Source organism: Anabaena sp. UHCC 0187, from assembly GCF_009712035.1.
Classification (GTDB): Bacteria; Cyanobacteriota; Cyanobacteriia; order Cyanobacteriales; family Nostocaceae; genus Dolichospermum.
The window spans coordinates 611,703-631,230 of the sequence record NZ_VILB01000011.1 but is presented as its reverse complement, the minus strand read 5'-3'; the positions used below and the strand labels follow the sequence as shown (position 1 = coordinate 631,230).

The following is a 19,528-nucleotide window of genomic DNA, read 5'->3' as shown; positions in this document are numbered from 1 at the left end:
GTAAATAATAACTTTTTTTGAAAATGTCTTCAATTTTTTTTCCTCCACTTATTCAACAAATTAATAGTGAAATTGGAGCGAATGCAGGTGTTAAGCTATCTGTCTTACGTCTCGATATCATGCACCCCCAAATCAACGGCAATAAATGGTTTAAACTGAAATATAACTTGGTGGAAGCTAAACAGAAAAATTTATCTACAATTCTTACTTTTGGTGGTGCTTATTCTAATCATATTTATGCTACCGCAGCCGCAGGAAATTTATTTGGTTTTCGGACTATTGGCTTAATTCGTGGAGAAGAAAATATTCCTCTCAATCCTACTTTAGAATTTGCAGTATCACAGGGAATGGAATTAGTATATATTGATCGTCAGACATATAAAAAACGCCATACAGAAGAATTACAAAACCAATTGAAACAACGATTTGGGGAAGTATTTATTATTCCTGAAGGGGGTTGTAATTTAAATGGTATGCGTGGTTGTATAGAAATATTACAAACAGTTAAAGGATTTAATAATATCTGTTTAGCTTGCGGTACAGGAACAACATTAGCAGGGATAACACTATCATTAAGTCAAGAACAAAAAGTGATTGGTTTTCCTGTATTGAAAGATGGTGATTTTCTCAAAGAAGATATCAATAATTTATTAACAAAATATCTAGCTGCTAATTTACCCACACCTGTCAATTCTCCCGCACCTTGGCAACTTGTATCTGATTATCATTTTGGTGGTTATGCTAAAGTGACTAATAAATTAAAGCTATTTTGTCAAGATTTTCAACAACAACATGACATACCTTTAGATCATGTATACACAGGAAAAATGTTTTATGGAGTTATGGATTTAATTGCTAAAGGGTTTTTTAAATCGGAATCTTTGCTATTAATCCATACTGGTGGTTTACAGGGTAATTAAGCGTGTAAATTAGCTTGTTCTTGTAACCAAGGATCTACAGGTTGTCCGTCTTTGCGTTTTAGTTCTATTTCTATTACCATGACTTCTTTTGAACCAGGAGGTGCAGGTTTTTTGTGAAAGATAATTTCAAAATCTAAGGGGTTTTGATTATGTTCTTTTAACCAATCTTGAACTTTGGTTAGGGCAAAAAATGATTGTCCTTGGGCAAACATTTGGGTGATTTGCATTTGTAGGGTATAAGGATTAATACGACTCATTTTTATTGACTCCTTTGGTATTTAGAATTATTATCTCACGCAGAGGCGCAGAGGCACGGAGAGGAAGATTGAGGTTACAAATCATACAAATCCTTAAACCAATTGATAAAACCCTGCACTTTGGGAGTTTGCGGATTTAAAATATTATACTTGATAGCTTGATGTATTTGTCTCCCTGGTTCATCTTGCCATGCTAACCAGGTGTAAATTTCCGCTTTATCAGTATAAGATTCTTTGAATGTTGCACCTTTATTTTTTGCTTCTCTTGCTACTTCCTGTGCATATTGCCAAAGATGTTCTCCCTGTTCTGGAATCATATAACCTAAAAATGTTTCTAACATCCCTTCGATGATATTATCTGGCATAATCCAAACACCAATTTTTTTATCATCTTGTGTATTAATAATTAATCCTGTCTCTGGTATTTGTTCAGGAAGATGAGAAATACTTTCAATTTGCAAACAAGCATTTCTGATACTTTGCCAACGTAAAGACGCATTATCATCTGCATCCACCATTAAACCTAAATGTGTACATCTTCCAGTTTGTAATTCTGTATATATCAGGTCATAAGTAATATTTTCATAACCTCCACATTCTTGAATTGATATAATTGCTTCTTCTTTTTTCGTTCCCCAATTAATTCCATTTTTTTCAATTAATTCTGGTATGACTCGTAAATCATCTTGACCTTCAACTAATAGCCTTTTAGGGTGATAATGTTTTGCCATTGCTAACGTACCTCTAATTCTCTTTCAACAGCAATAACAATTTGTGCTTCATTAAACACTATACTTTTTTCTTTACCTTTCTCAATTCTATGAATCCTAATTCCATCATCAGTTACATTTTCTTGTTCTGCAATTTCGGCTAAACTTTTCCAACAATCACTATTATGTGTAGTTGCAAAAACTTGGACATTTAATTTTTTCGCTGTATCCCAAATCATTTTCCACATATCAGACATTGCAGTAAAATGGAGTCCAGTGTCAATTTCATCTACAAATAAATATCCATCTTTAGCTGATACTATAGCTAATGCAAGTCCTAAAATTCGCCAAATACCATCTCCCATACTTCCAATAGGTACACGCTTACCATCAGCCAGAAGCACCAGAAAACCACCGCGTGAATCTGATGAATACCTCAATTTTTGAGAACTAATAGGAGCAATACGTTTAATTTTTGAGTCTATTTTATTTAATGCTTCCGCTACAATGTTCTCTTCAGGTGTCAATACTAATTGATCAAATAAATCAATCATTTCCTCTATTTTTAAAGAAGATGATTTAACAAATTGTGTTTTCGGTATTATACTTGCTCTTAAACTTTTTCTATGACGGAACATCATAATAGAGTCAATAGAAAGTCCACTATCAGGTGATATGTATAATAAGAACTTTTCTGGTGGTAGCTCATTTTGAGTCCATTCAATAATAAAACCAAGTTTTTTAAAATTATCAAAATCTTCATTATTTGAACTAACATTTTCTTCATAAATCTTAGTTTCATCATAACGAAAACTGGTATTATTCGCACGTAGCATTGCTATCAGTATATCAAGTTTTTCTTGATTATTATTAGCTGATATAGAAAGTTTACTACCAGGTTTTATCTCATGACCATAAAAAAGGTGACTAATATCAAGTTGATGTTCTCCTTTACCATCATCATCCCAAAAATCTTCACCCCGGTTAGTTATAATTTCCGTAAGTGTATCAAGATCATTTCGTGAGCATAAAATTTGAATAGCTTCTAATATTGATGTTTTTCCGCTATTATTTTCACCAACTAGTAAGTTAATTCTACCTAGTTGTTGAAGTTCAAAAGATTTGAAACCTCGAAAATTCTCTATTTTTACACTTTTTAGCATAATTTTTAAGATGAAGACAACAGAGAAATAATGAGAGTAGAATTATTATAACATTCAGATACCCATGAAAGTAAATCAGGTATCGTAGTTGTACCTGGAAAACCAAGTGATGACATTCCAGTAGGTACACTTTCATCAATTTGGAAGCAAGCAAAATTAGGAGAAATATAATGATTGAGTACACAGTAATTTATGAACGTGGTGAGACAAACTGGGGTGCTTATGTTCCAGACTTACCTGGTTGTGTCAGCATTGGGGATACTTTAGCAGAAGTACAGGAAAATATTAAAGAAGCTATAGAATTGTATTTGGAAGTATTGAAAGAAGATGGAAAACCTATACCCAAACCTTTGACAAAATTTGGTCAAGTTGCAGTAAATATATAAATCTAATTACTTTATAATTACTGCTGAATTTGATATGATATTTATTGACAGTTATAAAATGGTGAAAATCCAATGACAACTAAAGAACAAATTACGCAAGAATTAGAAAAGCTACCTGAACCAGTGTTACAAGAGGTTTTATATTTTGTGCAGTTTTTACAAACTAAACAAAAAAAAAAGATGCTAGAAATTACGATTATGAGTGAATCTTCGCTGGCAAAAGATTGGTTAAAACCAGAGGAAGATGCAGCATGGCAGAATTTATAGAAGGCGTTTTAGTCTGCATCCTCAAATGATATGTTGCTTGCTATAATAATAAGTTCATCCAGCTTAGAAATTGCTTTTTTAATTTCCAATTGTGTACGAATCATTGTAATATTTCTATCATGTACAAAAGCATTTCTCAAATGCTTTATATCTTGTAAATCAACTATAAATTTTTTATCTACCAGTCCAGACCCATATAATTGGTGAGCAACTTCTGTAGGATTTATCCATCGCTCTGGTGAGTTAGCTTTGATTAAACGATATTTTGAAAGCAGAGTTTGTTCAAGGATCTGCCATTTATGAATAAACTCACCGATTAAACTAAATTCTGTACTTAATCTACTTTCCTCCTCACGAACTTCTTCTACAGCACTTTCACTAGCACCATATAAATCTAAAAATTGAGAGAAATGAATAATGTGAAAAGAATATCCTCCAGATTCACGTCTAAACTCATCAATTAGTTCATATCGTGGATATATAGGTTGATTTTCCGTTCTATCCCACCAATCTGGCTTCTCATCTCCTGAGACGAAAATAACATCTTTACTTTTTGATCTACCTATCTCTAAAATTGTAAACCAAATTAGTAGATCGCCGATCCCTGAATCATCTTTCGACGCATCCTTATATCCAGGTGGAATTTTATGTATCTGCCGTCTTTTCAATTCTTTTTTCATATTGTCTTGATCTATTGAAAGATCAAAAACTATTTCCTCTGTAAATAAATCTGCATATAAACGGCTTACAGGATCATCCCATGTCCATGAACGTATATGATCTAAAACGCTACTTATTGTCTTTCTATATTCCTTTATAAGACGATCAATTTCTTCTTCAAGTCGAATAGCTTCTTTATACTCAGGCAATGATTCTAAAAGTGGATATTTACCTTTTTGTAAGTTAGTTATACTATTTTGCTTTCGTGTCAATTGTTGAAATAATGTTAATATTTTATTTGTTCTATTATTTGCAAACTCACGAGCGACTTGTCCAGGAATGATTAATTGTCCTGTTTTAACCAGCTTTTCATAGGTTGTCCTTATCTGACTCACACTGTCTTTTCCCACGTTGTAAGGTACAAGCAATGCGTTTGCATCCATTACAATTATTGCAGTATTTTTTATTGACTTAATTGTTTTGATATGTGTGGAAAATATAGAAGCTGCTTCAGGAAAGATAGAATTAGCAATAAAAATATCAAATTCATCTTGGTTTCCTTTATTTTTTTCGTTCATGTTTGTTTCTCTCAGATCATTATATGTAATTGATATTACATTGTAGAGACGTTTCATGAAACGTCTCTACATCATTCTTCAAACTCCTATTTCAACGCTGCTAACAAATCATTTTTCGCAGTTTCTAATGCTTCTGGTAATTTACTTGCATCCCTTCCCCCAGCTTGCGCGAGGTTGGGTTTTCCACCACCTCCACCTCCACAAATCTTAGCTACATTCCCTACAAATTTACCAGCTTGGACACCTTTCTTATTCACTTCAGGACTAAATGCTGCAACAATACTCACCTTCCCGGCTTCAGGAATAGAACCTAAAACTACTGCACCATTACCGATTTTTTGCAGCAATCTTTCCGCAGCAGCTTTTAAAGATTCTGCGTCAATATCTGCCATTTGGGCGATAATGATTTTGTGTTCTCCGATTATTTCCGCAGTCTGTAATAAGCTGTCAGATTTAACTATTGCTATTTGTGATTTTAGGCTTTGAATTTCTTTTTCGTTATTGCGGAGTTCAGTTTGTAAAGTTGTGATTCTGTCGGGTATTTCTTCGGGTTTGACTTTAAAGCGATCGCACAAATCCTTCGTCACTATATCACGAACATTCAAATAATCCAATACCGCCGCACCAGAAACTGCTTCTATTCTTCTCACACCTGAAGAAACTCCCGCTTCAGAAATGATTTTGAAAACGCCAATTTCCGCCGTATTATTAACATGAGTTCCCCCACATAATTCCATGGAAACACCAGGGAAATCAATCACGCGGACTTCATCACCGTACTTTTCCCCAAACATTGCGACTGCACCTTTAGCTTTTGCTTCCGCTATGGGCATCTCTTCCATTGTAGCAGGATGAGCTTCGGAAATCCAACTATTTACTAGTTCTTCAATTTGTTGAACTTCCTCACCAGTTAAAGCACGGGGACAGTTAAAATCAAAGCGCAATCTATCAAAAGAAACCAAAGAACCAGCTTGAGAAATTCCTTCATCAACAACTTTCTTTAAAGCAGCTTGCAATAAATGAGTTGCTGTATGATTAGCTTGAGCGCGACGACGACAACCCCGATCTATTTGTGCGGTAATTTCATCACCAATTCTAATTGTTCCTCTTTCAATGCGTCCAAAATGAATAAAGAAATCAGATTCTTTTTTCACATCTTCAATTCTGACTAAAACCCCATCACCGCTAATATATCCTTTATCGCCAATTTGTCCCCCAGATTCAGCATAAAAAGGTGTTTTATCTAAAACAATTTGTACTTCTGTTCCTGCTTCTGCTGCTTCTTCAGAAACACCAGCAACTAATAAAACTTCTATTTTTGCTGTTGTTGTTAATTGGGTATAACCAATGAATTGTGTAGAGTGAATATGTTCTGCAAGTTTATCCAAAGAACCTTGGACAGTTAAATCAATAGTTTCGTGTGCAGCTTTTGCCCGTTCTACTTGTTTTTGCATTTCTGCATTGAAACCATCAACATCAACTGTAATATTATTTTCCTCAGCAACTTCTTGGGTTAATTCTAATGGGAAACCGTAGGTATCATAGAGAGTAAAAGCACTTTCACCACTAATAGAATTTAATCCTTTTTGTTTTACCTCTTGGATAATTTCCGCTAATAGCTTTTCTCCTCTATCCAGAGTTTTCAAGAAATTAACTTCTTCTCTTTGTAATTCGGCTTTAATAGCAGTTGCTCTTTGTCGCAAATTGGGGTAAATTAATTCAGACAGAGAAATTGCGGTTTCTGCAACTTCGTTAATAAATTCCCCAGAAATTCCGATTAATCTGCCATGTCTGACAACTCGACGAATTAAACGCCGTAAAACATAACCCCTACCAACATTAGAAGCGCGAATTTCATCAGCAATCATGTGAACCACAGAACGGACATGATCACCAATTACTTTTAAAGAAACTTTTGTATTTTCATTACTTTCGTAATAATCAATTTTGGCAATTTTCGCTGCTGTTTCAATAATTGGGAAAATCAAATCTGTTTCATAATTATTCGGCTTCTTTTGCAGGATTTGCGCCATTCTTTCCAAACCCATTCCCGTGTCAATATTCTTGTTTTGTAACGGGGTTAAATTACCAGCAGCATCCCGATTATATTGCATAAATACCAAGTTATAAAACTCGATAAATCGGGTATCATCTTCTAAATCAATATTATCTTCACCCCGTTCTGGGTGAAAATCATAATAAATTTCCGAACAGGGACCACAGGGACCAGTAGCACCAGAAACCCAGAAATTATCATCTGCACCCATGCGCTTGATGCGTTTTTCCGTTACACCAATGGTATCGCGCCAGATGGTAAAAGCTTCATCATCATCTTCAAACACGCTGACAACGAGATTCTGGGGGGAGAAACCAAAGACTTGAGTGGATAATTCCCAACCCCAAGCGATCGCCTGTGGTTTAAAATAATCACCAAAGCTAAAATTACCCAACATCTCAAAAAATGTATGATGGCGTTGAGTGCGTCCCACATTTTCGATATCATTGGTACGAATACACTTTTGCGAAGTCGTAGCGCGTTTAAATTCCGGTGTCCGTTGTCCCAGGAATATCGGCTTAAATGGTAACATTCCCGCAATAGTCAGCAGCACAGTTGGATCTTCGGGAACAAGAGAAGCACTTGGAAGCGGTTGGTGTCCCCGTTGGGTGTAGAAATCAAGGAATAATTGACGAATATCGTTACCGCTAAGAAACTGAAGAGTTGAAGACATGAGTTTTTAAGAAATCAAATTTAATTAGAGTAAAACAGATGAAAGACTTATATTCTACAACTGTAGAGACGTTTCATGTAGCAGAAGCTTCCCACACGTTAACGTCTCTACATTCTCTTTACAGAACATAAGTCAGGTAAACCAGAAACCGCTATATTTGCAAAAGCAGTTTTTGAAACACAATCTGATCATTATCTATTATGGGCTTTTTAGAAATTAGTGAAGGTATTGCTATAATAAACTATTGTCATCTACCTAGAGTACAGTGTAATAATTATGGATAACTCTTTACTGTTGCAGCAAGCATTACATAAATTATGCTATCAGTTGCTGGAAGATAAAAGTTTTGTTATGGGTACATTTGAACGCATAAATAAGATGAAGCAAGAGTTTGGCAAAGGGTATATTTTAATCAATGTAGGAGAGTTTAATCCTAATCAACGTGAGTTCATTTACTCACATCCTGAAGGACTCGGAACATTATGGTTAGATGAATCAACAACACATGAACATTTTACAGACAATAAAATTGCTACTAACATTTTAAATCTCGTTAATTCTGAATCATGCCCCAATAATCATGAAGTTTTCATTTTCGTTGGTAAGATTGATAATGGTTATACCCTTACAGAAGGTCGCTACAGTATAGTTGCAGAAAGATTTTATGTAGCTAATCCATACCGTACTAAACCATCATCAATTACAGCTAAACAAATTGAAAAAAGACTCCGAAGAATGACTCAGGGTAAAATACGTCTTTTGATTCTCGATACATCTAATCCTGATTTTATGGGCGATAATCTCGCTAAATGGCTGCGTGAAATCAAAAAGTTGGGTAAATATGAAGATCAACATTTTAGCGTCATTATAGATTCTAATGATGAGTTTCCTGCAAAAATACCGCCAGATTTGCAAGATGATTGTTTGACTATCAGGACTGATAATTAATTATTCTCATTGCCACAAGAGGAGGAGTCAAAAGAATGAATTTACCTGATACTATCATTATTCAATGGAGTAGTGAAGATAAATGTTATTTAGTTCATTTACCTGAATTTCCTACTCAAAAATATCATACTCATGGTGATACTTATGAAGAAGCTGTGAAAAATGCTCAGGAAGTAATAGAAATGTTAATTGCTGAATATCAAGAAGATGGAAAACCTTTACCCTTAGCTAAATCTTTAGAACAATTGATTAATGTGGCTTAATTAATGGATAACAATTGCTGCCACCAAAGCATGATAAAAACAATTAAAACCAGAGTATAACTACTCATTCTCTCTGTGCCTCTGCGCCTCTGCGTGAGACAATTATTTCCAAACACTCCTCAACAGAAACCCCTTCTCTCATTGCTGCTACCAAAGCTTGATAACTATCCCAATTTTCCTGAATCAGATTTTTAGACTGAAGCAGATGAAACCGTTGTTTTTGCTGATAAACTGCTTCCGAAAAACCGAGAACTTGCAAAATTTCAGTTAACTTACTTTTATCATCATTACCACCTTCAGCCGAATTGAAAACCAAACTTTCCGCCGCAATTCCCGCCATCCAAATAGTACAATAACGGTCTAACATTTGGGCGGTCATTTGACCTTTTTCTATTTGTGCGGTTAACTCCTGATCTTCTAAAGTTATTCCCCCTTGTCCCGGTTGTCCTTTTTGCCAAGCTTCCCACGCGCTGAGAGTGTAGCCAGTCACCGGAATTCCTAGCAGGTAAGCAACGAGAAAATGACCTGCTTCATGATGTAAAATGCGTTCTTTATATTCTGGAGAAAACCGCGCCACAAAGTCTAATACTATCGTTCCTCCCTTGCCTTGAAAGCTAAAATTATCCAAAGTTGCAATTCCTAAAAACGTCACCGTAGCTAAGGCTGGTATCGTTGGGGAAAGATGTATTAATGGTCCCAACAAACTAGAAAAAGTCATCAGGAAAACAGATATAGCAACGAGATTTATCGCAGTTTGGCTCATAGGAAGTTTTTTTATATTATATTTATATAATAAAATAAAATTATCCCCAATTCCTCAAATAACAAATAAAAATTATGCAATCTCCATTAATTATAGATACCATTAAGATATAAAATAGTAAATGTAGATTGCTAAAACGTTATAAGGATTTACACCTGTGATTGTCAAAGAGTTAGAACAACAACTTCTTGCCCTCAGACCTAGTGAAAAAGTACAGGTTATCCAGTTACTTGCTCAAAGTCTGGGTAGCAATTGGCAGGGAATTGAGAAAACGCCTAGAATCTGTGGTGGAGAGGCTTGCATTGCGAATACGCGGATTCCTGTCTGGGTGCTTGTAGAGGCTCGCCGTCTTGGATATAGTGATGTTGACCTTTTAATGAGCTATCCAACGATTACAGCTACGGATTTAGGAAATGCTTGGGTATATGCAGAGGCTTATCCTGATGAGATGGAATTGGCGATTGAGCAGAATGAGGCAGCTTAGAAGATGGCACGTTTTTATGCGGATGAGCAGTTTCCTTTTCAAGTTGTGGAATTGTTACGGAGTTTGGGGCATGACGTTTTGACGGTTCAAGAGGCGGGAAGTGCTAATCAACGGATACCTGATGATGAGGTATTGGCTTTTGCGATAGGTCAAGAGAGAGCGATATTAACTATCAATAGAGGTGATTTTATCCGTTTGCATCGTCAAAATGATCATCATTTCGGTATTGTTGTTTGTACGAACAATCGAAACTGGGAACAATTTTCTGCACGGATTGATGAGGCTGTGAAAGTAGAGGGAACGTTGCCAGGCAAATTAATTCGCGTGGTACGTCCGGTTATTTAAATCGCAGCGCATAGTCACTAGATAATCAACTTAAGAATCCATTTCCGCTAATTCTAACCAGCGTTCTGTGGACAAATCAATATTTTTCTTCAGCGTTTCCACCTCTTCATATAGCTTCTGCACTTGGCTATAATTTCCAGCCACAGTTGCTAATTTCCTTTCGGCTGCTGTTTTCTCTGCTTCTAACTTGGCAATTTTTCCTTCTAATTCCTCAAATTCCCGTCTTTCCCAATTGGATAACCTCCGGGCTTTTTTAGTCTCTGCAACTGGAGATATAACCTTTTCGGCAATTACAGTTTTTGGTGGTTCTTGTTTTTCTGCTTCCTCAGCTTTTTTATAATCTAAATAGATGGAATAATTCCCCGGATATTGACGTAAACCTCCCCCTTCTTCCAAAGCAAAAATTCTATCTACAGTCCGATCTAAAAAGTAACGATCATGAGAAACTACAATTACACAACCATTAAAATCCTCTAAATAGTCTTCTAATACCGCTAATGTCTGCACATCTAAATCATTAGTTGGTTCATCTAAAATCAAGACATTTGGCGCACTAATGAGAATCCGCAATAAAAATAAACGGCGTTTTTCTCCTCCAGAAAGTTTATTAATGGGTGCATATTGTTGATTTCCCGGAAACAAAAATCTCTCTAACATTTGGGAAGCACTGATTTTTGTCCCGTCGGATATTTGAATAAATTCGCCTTCTTCCTTAATATAATCAATCACACGTTGATCATCATCTACCGCCGTTAACAATTCTTCTGAATGCTGGTTAAAATAACCAATATGAATTGTACTCCCAATTTCCACACTACCGGAATCTGGTTTAATTCTGGCGGTCATAATATCCATTAAAGTGGATTTACCTGCACCATTACCGCCAATAATACCAATCCGATCTTCTGGACTAAATTCATAAGTAAAATTATGAATTAAAGTTCTGTTATTATAGGCTTTACTAACATTTTTGAGTTCAATAACCTTCTTACCAATCCGTCGGCCAACGGTAGAAATATCAACCTTACCATTAATTTCTTTAAACTCAGTATCTCTCAATTCATGAGCGCGATCAATTCTGGCTTTTTGTTTGGTACTTCTAGCTTTTGGTCCTTTTTTCAACCATTCTAATTCCCGACGTAAAAGACCTTGATGTTTACGTTGAGTGCTAACAGCCGATTCTTCAGCTAAGGCTTTCTTTTCTAGATAATAGGAATAATTACCTGTGTAATTGTAAATATCACCTCGATCAATTTCGATAATTCTATTAGTAACTTTATCTAAAAAATAACGATCATGAGTAATTAATAAAAGTGCGCCTCGATAGCGATTTAAATAACTTTGTAACCATTCTACAGAAAGAGCATCAAGATGGTTTGTTGGTTCATCCATTAATAATAAATCAGGTTCTGATATCAAGGCTGCTGCTAAAGCAATTCGCTTGCGATATCCCCCTGATAATGTGCCAACTTTCACATCAAAATCAACAATTCCTAACTTTGTTAAAATGATTTTGGCGTTAGTTTCTACTTCCCATGCACCAGTTGCATCCATGCGCTCCATCACAGTAGAAAGGCGAGACATTAACTGACTATCATCGGGATAATGTGCCAATTTATCAGATAATTCTTCATACTCTTTGACTAGGTTCATTTGTTCACCACTGTCAGCGAATACCTGTTCTAAAACAGTGTGATTTTCGTCCATATCTGGCTGTTGCGGCAAGTAAACAATTTTCGCCCCAGAATTCACTAAAATTTGCCCACTATCAATTGATTCTAGTTTGGCAATCATTTTTAATAACGTTGATTTACCAGAACCGTTAGTTCCAATTAAACCAACTTTATCATTAGTATCAAGGCTAAAATTGGCATCTTTTAAAAGTTCTTTAATTCCAAAATCTTTTTTAACTGACTGGAGTGTAACAATGCTCATATTATCTGGTAATTAGTGATTAAGAAATAGGTGGGCATAGCCCACCATACAGATGATTGTAAATGAAATTCTAGACAAATAAATCGAGGGGTAAATGTCCATACATCTCGTTAACTCCTCCCTCTTGATAAGACTGGCAAGATACTAACACTCCCCGATGATGTCCAGCATAGGAATCGAGATAACACAAGCCATTTTTACCATTTAACTTGATGTAAACTGGGCCTTCTGGCTGTGGTAAATCAGTTGGTGCTTGATAACCTAAAGCGCGAGAATAGGTTTTCATTGCTAAAATTCCCTCTTCCGCTGTATCAGCACAAATACCTAAGATTTGATAATCTGACAGACTGGTGAGAAAAATCAATGCCTCACTGGTGACAATTTTTTCCGATGGTTTGAGAATGGGGGCAATATCCAGACAGTTAAATTTGTTGAGTATTTTCTTGGCTTCTGGGAGTGAGAGTTGCTGATGATTGGGAGTAGACATAATATTGATTTGTCTAGTGTTACGTCTGGTTCAGGTTGTGGGAGTGAGATTTGCTCACATTACTAGCATTTTTGAACAAAATCAAGATTGATATGGGATATTTCCTCAGTTTAAGCAGGAAATAAATGCTGCATTCGGAGTCTTCACTGAAGATTAGCACATCTGACATTTTTCGCTGTTACTGTACCCTGGTGGTTGATGGTGGGGACAATAATTTTGATGACAACATTTTTCTAATATAATTCCGAAAACTGTAGTTTGCCAAATTAGAAGTTACCAATTTTTCAATATCATCTCTCCTGCCTATACGCGGCATTTTAATTACAATAACACAGATGGATCTGAGAATAGTCAAGAATCAAAGTTTGATGACGAGATATACCAATATATTCCTAAAGGAAGATAACTGTATCTATAGCTTCAATATTGATAACAAATCAACTCGATTATGTGGTAATATTAGTTGCAAGTAATTAGCAATTGATGTGGCTATAACATTCAAATCTCCCCGATTATCCAAAAGGCGTAAACATTCTATCAGTCCCCTCCAGCGTCTATTTAACTATGGACACAAGTATATTAAACAAATTCGGCTGGCCATTGGCGCTTCTATCCTCAATAAAGTTTTTGACTTAGCACCACCAGTATTAATTGGGATTGCGGTAGATGTGGTAGTCAAGCAACAGGATTCTATCATTGCCCGATTAGGTGTAAAAGACATTTATGGGCAATTTCTGATTTTATCCTTGTTGACGGTGATTACTTGGGTATTAGAGTCATTGTTGGAATATGCCTATAAATTACTATGGCGCAATTTGGGACAAAATATTCAGCATAATTTACGACTGGACGCATATAAACACTTACAAGAATTAGAATTAGCTTATTTTGAAGAACGCAGTACCGGTGGTTTAATGTCTATCTTGAGTGATGATATTAACCAATTAGAGCGATTTTTGGATGTAGGTGCAAATGACATTATCCAAGTAACGACAACTATTATTATTGTTGGCGGTGCTTTCTTTATTTTAGCTCCTAGTGTGGCTGGGATGGCAATTTTGCCCATGCCATTTATTCTCGGTGGTTCGGTGATTTTCCAGAAGTTTCTTGCTCCTCGTTATGCTGAGGTTCGGGAAAAAGTAGGTTTACTCAATAGTAGATTATCTAATAATTTAAGTGGAATTACCACAATTAAAAGTTTTACAGCGGAAGATTATGAAGCCGCCCGTGTAGAATCGGAAAGTAATGCTTATCGTCAAAGTAATGCTAAAGCAATTGCGTTATCTGCCGGTTATATTCCGGTAATTCGGATGTTCATTTTAATAGCTTTTACAATCTTGCTATTATTTGGCGGAATGGAAGCAGTAGCGGGCAGATTAGCTGTAGGTGCGTATAGTTCTTTAATATTTTTAGTCCAGCTTTTGCTATGGCCATTAACAAGATTAGGCGATACTTTTGATTTATATCAAAGGGCTATGGCTTCTACTAATCGAGTGATGGATTTGTTAGATACTCCCATTGAAATTCATCCCGGAAATATTGATTTACCTGTAGATATGATTCGGGGGGCTTTAGAATTTAAAAATGTGAGTTTTGCTTATCATAATAGAACCCCAATTATTCACAATTTATCTTTAGAAATTCCCGCAGGAAATACCATTGCCATTGTGGGTTCAACAGGTTCAGGAAAAAGTACCTTAGTTAAACTCTTGCTGCGTTTTTATGAAGTGCAAAATGGTAAAATTACTCTTGATGGTATTGACTTACAAAAATTAAATTTGCGAGATTTACGCCGGGCTATTGGTTTGGTTAGTCAGGATGTATTTTTATTTCATGGTACAGTGGGAGAAAATATAGCCTATGGGACTTTTACCGCTACCAATGAAAATATCATCATGGCGGCAAAAATAGCCGAAGCCCATGATTTTATTATGAGTTTGCCCCAAGGTTATGAGACAATTGTGGGGGAACGGGGGCAAAAGTTATCTGGGGGACAAAGACAACGGATTGCAATTGCTCGCGCAGTATTAAAAGATCCACCAATTTTGATCTTAGATGAAGCTACCTCAGCGGTAGATAATGAAACAGAAGCCGCCATTCAGCGTTCTTTAGAACGGATTACCGTGAATCGGACTACAATAGCGATCGCTCACCGTCTTTCCACCATTCGCAATGCTGATTGTATTTATGTCATGGAACATGGCAAATTAGTAGAAGCAGGAACTCATGAGCAACTGTTAGAGAAAAATGGCATTTACACCAGTCTCTGGCGTGTGCAATCTGGGTTAAAATAGAAAAATAAAATTACAAATTAATGATCATGTTTAGTATTCCCCAACCCGAAACAGCAGAGAATAAATGGCGAGGACAGTTAGATAGATTTGTCAAAAACAATCAACCAGAACTAGCTGCACTTTTTTGGGGATTGTGGTTAGAAAATGGTAATAGTCAGGGAACCATTGGTATTGATTTACAACCAACTCCCCATTTTGTCTATTGTCCCCAATCTGAAATAGAAAAACTAAATGAGCGAGTTGAAAATCGTCTGCAAGAAATTTTAGGAATTATTGATAACAACAAACCCGAAACAGAAGTAGTGATGATTGGTATTGGCAAAGGGGAAATTAAATTAATTCAATTTGCCCCCAAATCATCACCAGAAATCTGTTTTCAAGAAATAGGAAAAGATGTAGATGGATTATTGGATTTACTAGAACAGCGATTAGTTGAACAAATCAGGGATTGATGGAGTTATTTATTTTGCTATGATAGATACTGAAAAACCCAATTTTCAATGATAATATGATTCACCATTTTTCTATTTCTGCTCAAAATCCCCAACACGTTGCTGAAGTTCTCGCGGAAGTAATGAATGGAAAAGCATCTCCCTTTCCTCCCCACCCAGGTAGTTACGTAATGCTATCTTTTGACACAAACGGAACGGCAATTGAAGTTTATCCATTACAAACTACTTTACAACCTGGTGAAGGAGAACAGGATCTTCAGTTTAAAGAAACTTCTCAACCTGCCCATTTTACCGCTACTCATGCCGCTATTTCTGTTGATTCTACTCAAGAAAAAATAGAAGCAATTGGTCAAAGAGAAGGTTGGAGAGTTGTTCGTTGTAATCGAGATTCTTTCTTTGATGTGATGGAGTTTTGGTTAGAAAATAGAGTCATGATCGAATTTTTAATACCAGAAATGACCAATCAATATTTAACCCTCATGCAGCCAGAAAATTTACAAAAAGCACTTCCTGGATAAATTTATAAAAGACTTAAATGCCAAAGTTAAGTAGAGCCAAAAATCAATCTGGACAATGTGCTACACCTTTAATAACTACTTTATTAGACAAAAGTAGTAATAACTTGGTTTAATTAAGAAAAGTGGTGTCACAGAAACGATGATGATTTTGGCTCAAAGTTTAACTATTGACTCGGTTTTAGTAAATAACTGTATCCAGTTCACAACCTGGGGATTTTCCTCACTCTTACTCGCGGAAGTTGTCAGAGATGCTTATCATGCTTTGTGTCATCAAATAACATGGTTAGCCAAATGGCATAATAAACATCATGCTGTATACCGTCGGGATTTAACTTTAATTTCCCAAAAAGCCTACGTAGATTCCCAGTTGTATCACGATATCGTCGAATCGGGCATATTAGTAACAATATTAACAATAATTGCCTTACTAGCGCATCAATGGGGATTATGGTTAGGTGTTGCTTATGCAGTCACTTTTTTATACGGTGCATCTCTGCGATATTTTCAAGGAACAATAGACACAGACTACAATCATTTACCCGGACCTTTAGACACAATTCCCTCCGTTTGGTGGGTAAATAGAACCTATCATTGGCGACATCATTTTGATGATGTGAATGCTTACTATAGTGGTGTATTTCCCCTAGTAGATAAAATCCTAGGAACAGGACTTTCTTTAAAGGGTAAAACCGTAGCTTTAACAGGTGCTTCCGGTGCATTAGGACAAGCATTAGCCGCAGAGTTATTAAAGCATAATGCTAAAGTTGTGGCATTAACAACCAATCCTGAAAAAATCGCAGTTCAAGAGCGTGTCAAAGTTGTCAAATGGGAATTGGGTAATGAAACTCAACTAAAAGAAAGTTTAAATAAAGTTGATATTCTCATTATCAATCATGGCGTAAATGTTTATGGAGATAGAACTTCTGCCGCCATTCAAAATTCCTATCAAGTTAACACCTTTTCTGCTTTAGAATTGATAGATATTTTTTCTGCAACTGTCACAGGACCCCAAGACAAAGCCACCAAAGAAATTTGGGTAAATACTTCAGAAGCCGAAGTTTCCCCAGCTTTAAGTCCCTTGTATGAACTGAGCAAAAGAGCATTAGGGGATATTGTCACCCTCAAGAGATTAGATCAAACTTGTGTCATTCGCAAATTAATTTTAGGCCCTTTCAAAAGTCAATTAAATCCCTATGGTGTGATGTCAGCAGCGCAAGTTGCACAGGGAATTTTATTTTTTGCCAAACGGGATTTTAGAAATATTATTGTCACAGTAAATCCCTTAACTTATTTACTATTTCCCGTTAAAGAATTTAGCACCTGGTTGTACTATCGCCTTTTTAGTAAAAACGTCAAAAGCGAATAAATAAAAAGATAACGTTGCTAAATAAAATCTAACAGTCTCTTTCCTCTCTACCTCTGCGTCCTCTGCGCCTCTGCGGTTCGTATCAAATAAGATGACTGATGATTTGTGAAAATACAATTAGCAACGTTATCTATGATATTGGGAAACAAGAAATATGAAATTATATGTAGAAGATAAAAGTATTGATTTCGTACAAACACTCATGTTAAGTTACGTAGTAACAAGTAAAATCTAGTTTATACATTTTGCATCTCAATTTGATTAACCAGGAGTATCAAAAATGCCAGTAGGTTTACCTGAATTCGTGGAAAACCCGGAAAATCGTTGTCCGGTAATTCTCTTGCTGGATACCTCTGGCTCAATGTCAGGAAAACCTATACAGGAGTTAAATAGAGGTTTGGCGGCTTTCAAAGAAGATGTAATGAAAGATGCTCAAGCCTCTTTAAGTGTAGAAGTTGCTATTGTCACCTTTGGACCGGTGAAACTGACGCAAGATTTTGTCACTATAGACCATTTTACACCGCCTAAGCTAGAAACAGATGGTGTGACACCAATGGGTGAAGCCATAGAATACGCCTTGGATTTATTGGAAACCCGCAAACAGTCTTATAAGGATAACGGTGTTCTCTATTATCGTCCTTGGGTATTTTTAATTACCGATGGTGCGCCTACAGATGCTTGGGAAGGTGCAGCGCAAAGGGTGAGGGAAGAAGAAGCACAGCGCCGAATGTTGTTTTTTACTGTTGGTGTTCAGGGTGCAGATATGAATAAACTCAGACAAATTGCCCCTCCAGAACGTCCTCCAGTGACGCTGAATGGCTTAGATTTTCGCGCTTTATTTGTTTGGCTTTCCACTTCTATGAAACGGGTTTCTAGTGGCAAAGTAGGGGAAGCTGTAGCATTACCGCCGGTGGGATGGGGGCAAATTACTACTTAGAGGGTGTATAAGCTAGAAGAACCTCTCCCTAACCCTCTCCTACGAGGAGAGGGAACATGAAAAAATGAGTTTTCATACAAGGAGTTTTAAAGCCTCTCACCTTGTAGGGGAGTGCTTTGGAGAGGGGTTATAAAGTCTAATAAAATATACAGGATTTATTTATTGTGGGTTGGAAAGCTATTGCGCGTTATGCTGTGGGAACGAGTCATAAAGAGCAAAAAATACCTTGTCAAGACTGCGGAAATTATCGCATTTTTAATGATGTGATTGTGGGCGCAGTTGCTGATGGTGCTGGGAGTGCTAAATATTCTCATTTTGGTTCTGAATTGGCGGTAGAAACTGTAATTAAATGCTTTGCTGATATTAATGAACTTCCTGATAAACAAGGTTTTTCTCAACCACTTTCGGAAATGGAAGCTAAGGAAGTTTTTACTAAGTTTGTCAAGGATGTTATTACTGCGTTAAACAAAAAAGCAGATAATAATGATTATTCTGTTCATGATTTAGCTTGTACTCTTTTAGTTTTTATAGCGACTCCTGAATGGGTTGCAGCCATGCAAATTGGGGATGGATTTATGGTGGTGCGTTCCCAAGATGCAGAATATAAATTATTGTTTGAACCAGATAAGGGGGAATTTTTCAACGAAACAACTTTTGTGACTTCAGCTAATGCGCTGGAGGAAATGCAGGTACAGGTAATTTCAGGAAAGCAGGAGTTTATTTGTGCTTCTACTGATGGATTAGAAAAAGTGGCAATTCGCTTGAGTGACTGGAAACCTCATTCGCCATTCTTTAAACCTTTGGAGGAATATTTGCGAGAAACAGATAAACCAGGAGGAAATGATGATCAATATGTGATTGATTTTCTCAATTCGGAAAGGTTAAATTCTCGCACTGATGATGATAAGACTTTGCTTTTGTGTCTCTTTGAAGAAGAGATTTAGTAGAGAAGAACCTCTCCCTAGCCCTCTCCTAAGAGGAGAGGGGACATGAAAAGATAAGTTGTGAAACGGGGCATTTTAAAGCCTCTCCCCTTGCAGGGGAGAGGTTTGGAGAGGGGTTAAAA

The 19,528-nt window shown here is 36.4% G+C and carries 21 protein-coding genes and 1 pseudogene; 14 read left to right on the top strand and 8 right to left on the bottom strand.

Annotated elements, in window-relative coordinates; translation table 11 throughout:
- Positions 1-23 precede the first annotated feature (23 nt).
- Positions 24-920: a 1-aminocyclopropane-1-carboxylate deaminase/D-cysteine desulfhydrase gene (locus tag FJR11_RS12010; protein WP_168503891.1), complete on the top strand. Its 897-nt coding sequence runs from the start codon at positions 24-26 to the stop codon at positions 918-920.
- Here FJR11_RS12010 and FJR11_RS12005 read toward each other — a convergent pair.
- The 3 genes from FJR11_RS12005 to FJR11_RS11995 form a co-directional block, all read right to left on the bottom strand.
- Positions 917-1,177, bottom strand: a complete 261-nt coding sequence (locus FJR11_RS12005; protein ID WP_148766275.1) for a hypothetical protein — start codon at positions 1,175-1,177, stop codon at positions 917-919. The two genes, FJR11_RS12010 and FJR11_RS12005, sit on opposite strands and share 4 nt — an antisense overlap.
- Positions 1,178-1,251: 74 nt before the next feature.
- Positions 1,252-1,908 (bottom strand): DUF3226 domain-containing protein, encoded by a 657-nt coding sequence (locus tag FJR11_RS12000; protein WP_168503890.1) that lies wholly within the window; start codon positions 1,906-1,908, stop codon positions 1,252-1,254.
- 2 nt (positions 1,909-1,910) lie between these two features.
- Positions 1,911-3,050 carry an ATP/GTP-binding protein gene (locus FJR11_RS11995; protein WP_168503889.1) on the bottom strand — a complete coding sequence of 380 codons (1,140 nt, stop codon included), beginning with the start codon at positions 3,048-3,050 and terminating at the stop codon, positions 1,911-1,913.
- 72 nt (positions 3,051-3,122) lie between these two features.
- Between FJR11_RS11995 and FJR11_RS23775 the strand changes: the two are divergent.
- From FJR11_RS23775 to FJR11_RS11980, 3 genes and pseudogenes are all read left to right on the top strand, one after another.
- Positions 3,123-3,221: pseudogene (locus FJR11_RS23775) on the top strand (type II toxin-antitoxin system HicA family toxin); the annotation flags it as partial.
- Positions 3,221-3,436 (top strand): type II toxin-antitoxin system HicB family antitoxin, encoded by a 216-nt coding sequence (locus FJR11_RS11985; RefSeq protein ID WP_168503888.1) that lies wholly within the window; start codon positions 3,221-3,223, stop codon positions 3,434-3,436. The pseudogene FJR11_RS23775 and the gene FJR11_RS11985, both read left to right, overlap by 1 nt.
- A gap of 72 nt (positions 3,437-3,508) precedes the next feature.
- Positions 3,509-3,703, top strand: a complete 195-nt coding sequence (locus FJR11_RS11980) for a DUF2281 domain-containing protein (RefSeq protein WP_168503887.1) — start codon at positions 3,509-3,511, stop codon at positions 3,701-3,703.
- Between the two features lie 8 nt (positions 3,704-3,711).
- On the opposite strand, the gene FJR11_RS11975 is transcribed toward FJR11_RS11980, so the two are convergent.
- Positions 3,712-4,941, bottom strand: coding sequence for a PIN domain-containing protein (locus FJR11_RS11975; RefSeq protein WP_168503886.1), 1,230 nt, complete (start codon positions 4,939-4,941; stop codon positions 3,712-3,714).
- A gap of 86 nt (positions 4,942-5,027) precedes the next feature.
- Positions 5,028-7,670 carry an alanine--tRNA ligase gene (alaS, locus tag FJR11_RS11970; RefSeq protein ID WP_168503885.1) on the bottom strand — a complete coding sequence of 881 codons (2,643 nt, stop codon included), beginning with the start codon at positions 7,668-7,670 and terminating at the stop codon, positions 5,028-5,030.
- A gap of 276 nt (positions 7,671-7,946) precedes the next feature.
- Between alaS and FJR11_RS11965 the strand changes: the two genes are divergently transcribed.
- Entirely contained in the window at positions 7,947-8,618 is a 672-nt protein-coding gene (locus tag FJR11_RS11965) for a hypothetical protein (protein WP_168503884.1), read from the top strand.
- Between the two features lie 35 nt (positions 8,619-8,653).
- The gene (locus FJR11_RS11960) at positions 8,654-8,881 is read left to right on the top strand and encodes a type II toxin-antitoxin system HicB family antitoxin (protein ID WP_168503883.1); all 228 of its coding nucleotides are present in this window, start codon (positions 8,654-8,656) and stop codon (positions 8,879-8,881) included.
- A gap of 64 nt (positions 8,882-8,945) precedes the next feature.
- Here FJR11_RS11960 and FJR11_RS11955 read toward each other — a convergent pair whose 3' ends face one another.
- Positions 8,946-9,644, bottom strand: coding sequence for an ATP-dependent Zn protease (locus tag FJR11_RS11955; protein WP_168503882.1), 699 nt, complete (start codon positions 9,642-9,644; stop codon positions 8,946-8,948).
- A 157-nt stretch (positions 9,645-9,801) separates the two neighbouring features.
- Between FJR11_RS11955 and FJR11_RS11950 the strand changes: the two genes are divergently transcribed.
- Entirely contained in the window at positions 9,802-10,128 is a 327-nt protein-coding gene (locus FJR11_RS11950; protein WP_168503881.1) for a DUF433 domain-containing protein, read from the top strand.
- 3 nt (positions 10,129-10,131) lie between these two features.
- Complete coding sequence (locus FJR11_RS11945) at positions 10,132-10,473, top strand: DUF5615 family PIN-like protein (RefSeq protein ID WP_168503880.1); 342 nt, start codon at positions 10,132-10,134, stop codon at positions 10,471-10,473.
- A 30-nt stretch (positions 10,474-10,503) separates the two neighbouring features.
- On the opposite strand, the gene FJR11_RS11940 is transcribed toward FJR11_RS11945, so the two are convergent.
- Both FJR11_RS11940 and FJR11_RS11935 read right to left on the bottom strand, forming a co-directional pair.
- Positions 10,504-12,408 (bottom strand): ABC-F family ATP-binding cassette domain-containing protein, encoded by a 1,905-nt coding sequence (locus FJR11_RS11940; RefSeq protein ID WP_168503879.1) that lies wholly within the window; start codon positions 12,406-12,408, stop codon positions 10,504-10,506.
- 70 nt (positions 12,409-12,478) lie between these two features.
- On the bottom strand, positions 12,479-12,895 hold the full coding sequence (locus FJR11_RS11935; protein WP_168503878.1) for a DUF1824 family protein: 417 nt from the start codon (positions 12,893-12,895) through the stop codon (positions 12,479-12,481).
- Between the two features lie 485 nt (positions 12,896-13,380).
- On the opposite strand from FJR11_RS11935, the gene FJR11_RS11930 reads away from it, so the two are divergent.
- The 6 genes from FJR11_RS11930 (at position 13,381) to FJR11_RS11905 (ending at position 19,406) form a co-directional block, all read left to right on the top strand.
- Positions 13,381-15,189 carry an ABC transporter ATP-binding protein gene (locus tag FJR11_RS11930; RefSeq protein WP_371417511.1) on the top strand — a complete coding sequence of 603 codons (1,809 nt, stop codon included), beginning with the start codon at positions 13,381-13,383 and terminating at the stop codon, positions 15,187-15,189.
- 26 nt (positions 15,190-15,215) lie between these two features.
- Entirely contained in the window at positions 15,216-15,641 is a 426-nt protein-coding gene (locus tag FJR11_RS11925) for a hypothetical protein (protein ID WP_168503877.1), read from the top strand.
- A 56-nt stretch (positions 15,642-15,697) separates the two neighbouring features.
- The gene (locus FJR11_RS11920; protein ID WP_168503876.1) at positions 15,698-16,159 is read left to right on the top strand and encodes a hypothetical protein; all 462 of its coding nucleotides are present in this window, start codon (positions 15,698-15,700) and stop codon (positions 16,157-16,159) included.
- A 142-nt stretch (positions 16,160-16,301) separates the two neighbouring features.
- Positions 16,302-17,525 (top strand): bifunctional sterol desaturase/short chain dehydrogenase, encoded by a 1,224-nt coding sequence (locus FJR11_RS11915; RefSeq protein WP_168504210.1) that lies wholly within the window; start codon positions 16,302-16,304, stop codon positions 17,523-17,525.
- 280 nt (positions 17,526-17,805) lie between these two features.
- Positions 17,806-18,462: a VWA domain-containing protein gene (locus tag FJR11_RS11910; RefSeq protein ID WP_168503875.1), complete on the top strand. Its 657-nt coding sequence runs from the start codon at positions 17,806-17,808 to the stop codon at positions 18,460-18,462.
- Between the two features lie 164 nt (positions 18,463-18,626).
- The gene (locus FJR11_RS11905) at positions 18,627-19,406 is read left to right on the top strand and encodes a PP2C family serine/threonine-protein phosphatase (protein ID WP_168503874.1); all 780 of its coding nucleotides are present in this window, start codon (positions 18,627-18,629) and stop codon (positions 19,404-19,406) included.
- The last annotated feature ends 122 nt before the right edge of the window (positions 19,407-19,528 follow it).

Coding starts and splice junctions, on each gene's coding strand:
- FJR11_RS12010 (WP_168503891.1), top strand. CDS start 24: ATGTCTTCAATTTTTTTTCCTCCACTTATTCAACAAATTAATAGTGAA.
- FJR11_RS12005 (WP_148766275.1), bottom strand. CDS start 1,177: ATGAGTCGTATTAATCCTTATACCCTACAAATGCAAATCACCCAAATG.
- FJR11_RS12000 (WP_168503890.1), bottom strand. CDS start 1,908: ATGGCAAAACATTATCACCCTAAAAGGCTATTAGTTGAAGGTCAAGAT.
- FJR11_RS11995 (WP_168503889.1), bottom strand. CDS start 3,050: ATGCTAAAAAGTGTAAAAATAGAGAATTTTCGAGGTTTCAAATCTTTT.
- FJR11_RS11985 (WP_168503888.1), top strand. CDS start 3,221: ATGATTGAGTACACAGTAATTTATGAACGTGGTGAGACAAACTGGGGT.
- FJR11_RS11980 (WP_168503887.1), top strand. CDS start 3,509: ATGACAACTAAAGAACAAATTACGCAAGAATTAGAAAAGCTACCTGAA.
- FJR11_RS11975 (WP_168503886.1), bottom strand. CDS start 4,941: ATGAACGAAAAAAATAAAGGAAACCAAGATGAATTTGATATTTTTATT.
- alaS (WP_168503885.1), bottom strand. CDS start 7,670: ATGTCTTCAACTCTTCAGTTTCTTAGCGGTAACGATATTCGTCAATTA.
- FJR11_RS11965 (WP_168503884.1), top strand. CDS start 7,947: ATGGATAACTCTTTACTGTTGCAGCAAGCATTACATAAATTATGCTAT.
- FJR11_RS11960 (WP_168503883.1), top strand. CDS start 8,654: ATGAATTTACCTGATACTATCATTATTCAATGGAGTAGTGAAGATAAA.
- FJR11_RS11955 (WP_168503882.1), bottom strand. CDS start 9,644: ATGAGCCAAACTGCGATAAATCTCGTTGCTATATCTGTTTTCCTGATG.
- FJR11_RS11945 (WP_168503880.1), top strand. CDS start 10,132: ATGGCACGTTTTTATGCGGATGAGCAGTTTCCTTTTCAAGTTGTGGAA.
- FJR11_RS11940 (WP_168503879.1), bottom strand. CDS start 12,408: ATGAGCATTGTTACACTCCAGTCAGTTAAAAAAGATTTTGGAATTAAA.
- FJR11_RS11935 (WP_168503878.1), bottom strand. CDS start 12,895: ATGTCTACTCCCAATCATCAGCAACTCTCACTCCCAGAAGCCAAGAAA.
- FJR11_RS11925 (WP_168503877.1), top strand. CDS start 15,216: ATGTTTAGTATTCCCCAACCCGAAACAGCAGAGAATAAATGGCGAGGA.
- FJR11_RS11920 (WP_168503876.1), top strand. CDS start 15,698: ATGATTCACCATTTTTCTATTTCTGCTCAAAATCCCCAACACGTTGCT.
- FJR11_RS11915 (WP_168504210.1), top strand. CDS start 16,302: ATGATTTTGGCTCAAAGTTTAACTATTGACTCGGTTTTAGTAAATAAC.
- FJR11_RS11910 (WP_168503875.1), top strand. CDS start 17,806: ATGCCAGTAGGTTTACCTGAATTCGTGGAAAACCCGGAAAATCGTTGT.